The 2,905-nt window shown below is 72.1% G+C and carries 2 protein-coding genes; one reads left to right on the top strand and one right to left on the bottom strand.

Annotation, left to right across the window (positions count from 1 at the left end; genetic code table 11):
• A partial coding sequence (locus ACLBYE_RS30120) for a response regulator (RefSeq protein WP_447696972.1) occupies window positions 1-957 on the top strand: 957 nt, incomplete at its 5' end.
• A gap of 239 nt (window positions 958-1,196) precedes the next feature.
• On the opposite strand, the gene ACLBYE_RS30125 is transcribed toward ACLBYE_RS30120, so the two are convergent.
• The gene (locus tag ACLBYE_RS30125) at window positions 1,197-2,441 is read right to left on the bottom strand and encodes a capsule biosynthesis protein (RefSeq protein ID WP_447696973.1); all 1,245 of its coding nucleotides are present in this window, start codon (window positions 2,439-2,441) and stop codon (window positions 1,197-1,199) included.
• Between the last annotated feature and the right edge of the window lie 464 nt (window positions 2,442-2,905).

Genomic DNA, 2,905 nt, shown 5'->3' on the forward strand with positions numbered 1-2,905 from the left:
GCGGTGCTGCGCTGGCCGGTGACCCAGGCGGAGTGGCAGCCCGTCCTGGCGGCGCTGGCCGCGGGCGACGCCCTCGCCGCGGCCGTCTCCCCGGCCTCGCCGGCCGGCACGGACGAGGCGCTCCCGCGATTCCCGGCCGCGCGGGTGCTCGTCGCCGACGACAGCGCGGTCAACCGCGAGGTCGCCCTCGAGGCGCTGGCCCGCTGCGGCGTGACCGATGTTGTGACCGTCGAGGACGGGGCCGCGGCGGTGGCGGCCGCCGAGGCGCAACGCTTCGACCTCATCCTGATGGACGGCAGCATGCCGGTGCTGGACGGCTTCGCGGCCGCGCGGCGGATCCGGCAGGTCCAGGCGGCCACCGGCGGGCGCGTCCCGATCGTCGCCCTCACGGCGCACGTCCTCGGCGAGGCCGCCGATGCAGCGGCGGCGGCCGGCATGGACGGGACGCTCCTGAAGCCCTTCACGCTGCGGCAGCTCGCCGACCTGCTGCAGGCGCAGGTCCCGGCCCTCCGCGTCGCGCCGGCCGCCGCCGCGGCGCATACCGCGACGCCGGCCCCGGTCGCTCCGCTCGCCGCGCCGGCCGTAGCGAACGCCGCCGACGACCTCATCGACGCCGAGGTGATCGACGGGCTGCTCGGCCTCGGGGACGGCGCCTTCCTCGACCGCGTCCTCGACCTGTATCGGGCGCAGGGTCCGGTGGCGCTCGCCGGTCTGAGAGCCGCCCTCGCCGCCTCCGACCAGCCGGCCATCGCCCGGGCCGCACACAGCCTCAAGTCGATGAGCGCGAATGTCGGCGCGCGCGTCCTCGTGGCGCGGCTGCGCGTCTTCGAGGAAGACGCGCGGAACGCGGCCTGCGCCGAGCGGGCGGACGCGTGCGACGCCCTGGACAGCCTGCTCGCCGCGACGATCCGCGGCCTCGAGGAGCGGACGCGGTCCCGGGCGGCGGGCGCCGCCTAGGATCGTCGCGGGCGGCTCCGGCGGCCGTCGACCCGGCCCATTGTGGCGTTCAGGAAAAGTATTCCATCGGGAGACCGCCCGATTTCGCAGACCTGCCCTGCGATTGGGCATCTGGCATGCCAGCAGGGTCCGCCGTACGGTTGCGCTTCCTCCCAAGCACTCCCTCAGCCCGCCCGGTTCGCCGCGGCGGGCTTTTTCGTCGGCGCTGCCGGCGGGCCGCGGACCGTCCCGGCTCGGGATCAGGTGATGAGCATGCGGCGGGTGAACATCGCGGCCGCGAACAGCACGGCGGCGCCGGCGGTGATGATGCTCGTCATCAGGATGCGGCGCGGCTCGGTCGAGGACCCGGCCTTGATGGGCTCGACGATCGGCACCAGGGCCACGACCTGCTGCTGCGCCACGATGCGGGCCCGGTCGTAGGCCAGCTGCACGTCGCGGTGATACTTCTCGGCGTTCTCGCGCTCGTGCTCGAGATCCTCGAACCGCGTGAGCGCGTCGGAGAGGCGCCGCTTCTCGGTCGGCGCGGTGCCGGCCAGCTGCTGCTGAACCCGCGCGATGTTCGCGTCGAGATCGCCGATCTGCTGCTTCAGGTCGACGATGCTGCGCGATTGCGGGCCCAGGTCCCGCTGGAGCACCGCCAGCTGGACGGCGAGCTTGGTGCGCGACTCCCGCAGTTCCGACACCGACTTGATGGTGGCGGTGTTCGACTTGATCACGTCGAGCACGCCCTCGCGGTTGCGCAGCTCGTTCAGGGCGGCGTTGGCCTTGGCCTCCCGCTCCTCGGCGAGCTTCAGGACGCGCGTGCTCACGTCGAGGGCGTCCTTCCGGGACGGCAGGCTGAGGTCGTTCAGCATCCGCTCCGTATCCGCCATGACCGCCTTGGTGATGGCGAGCGACTCGTCGGGATCGAAGGCCTCGACGGTCAGCGACATGATGCCGGACGCCGATTCGACGTCGACGTCGACCCGGCGGCGCCAGTACCGCAGGAACTTCTCGACCGGCTTCTCCGGGTTGAAGCGGGAGAACATGTCGATGTCGTCCCGACCGAACCACGCGCGGATCGGGAGTTCCGCCGCGACCGCTTCGACCATGGGCCGGCTGTGGATGTACTCCTGCGCGATGAGCGTTTCCTGGGCGACGGTCGCCTTGATCACGCCGGCATTCGTGCCGACCGTGTCGGGCGTCGCCTTGTCGGCGGTGCCGATGGTCGGCCGGATCGCGAACCGCGCCTCGGTGACGTAGCGGTCGGAGGCGATCAGCCCGTAGTAGATCCCGGCCGCCAGGGTCGGCAGGACGAAGCAGACGACGAACAGGAGCGGCAGCCAGGGGTCGCTTTTGACGTGGCTCTGGTACGAGCGCACGCCCTTCTTGGTGTCGGGCAGGCCCGGGAGGCGCGCGAACTGCCGCAGCGACTGCGCGATCACCTTGTTCCGGTCGATGCCTTTCAGAGGCCGGCCCTGGGCTTTCTCGACCTGCATGTCCATCGTTGCTTCTCGAAGCTCGGGCTTGCGCGGGCATCGTCGACCCGCGCGGCTTTCACGCCGCTCGCACAGCCCATCACACGGACAGGCGGCGAAAGCATGTCAGCCGCGCCGTGCCCCCTCCCCCGTGCGGGAGAGCGTTGGCGAGGGGCAGGACGCTTCGAGGTGGCGCGCGCCGCAGAGCCGCTGGGTCCGGATGTGCCTCGTCCGGACGGACCTGATCCCCGACCGGGCTCTCCGCGAGACCAGACCTGTCCCGACGGATCTCGGGCCTGACCGAGATCCGCGCCGGACCGGTCGGGACCGGCGCTAGAGCCGTTCCCGATCGGGTTGGGACGCAGGCGATCGGCGAGCCCGTGCCGAACGAGGCGCGGGTCCCCTCTCCCGTGCGGGAGAGGGACAGGGTGAGGGCTGAGAACAGTCCGGAAGAGTCGCGACCTGTACGCGCATCGGCGGCCTGTTCAGTC

It is taken from the genome of Methylobacterium sp. A52T (genome assembly GCF_053346095.1).

What these genes read in the sequence shown, in the direction of transcription:
- ACLBYE_RS30125 (WP_447696973.1), bottom strand. Translation starts at nt 2,441, where the DNA reads ATGGACATGCAGGTCGAGAAAGCCCAGGGCCGGCCTCTGAAAGGCATC.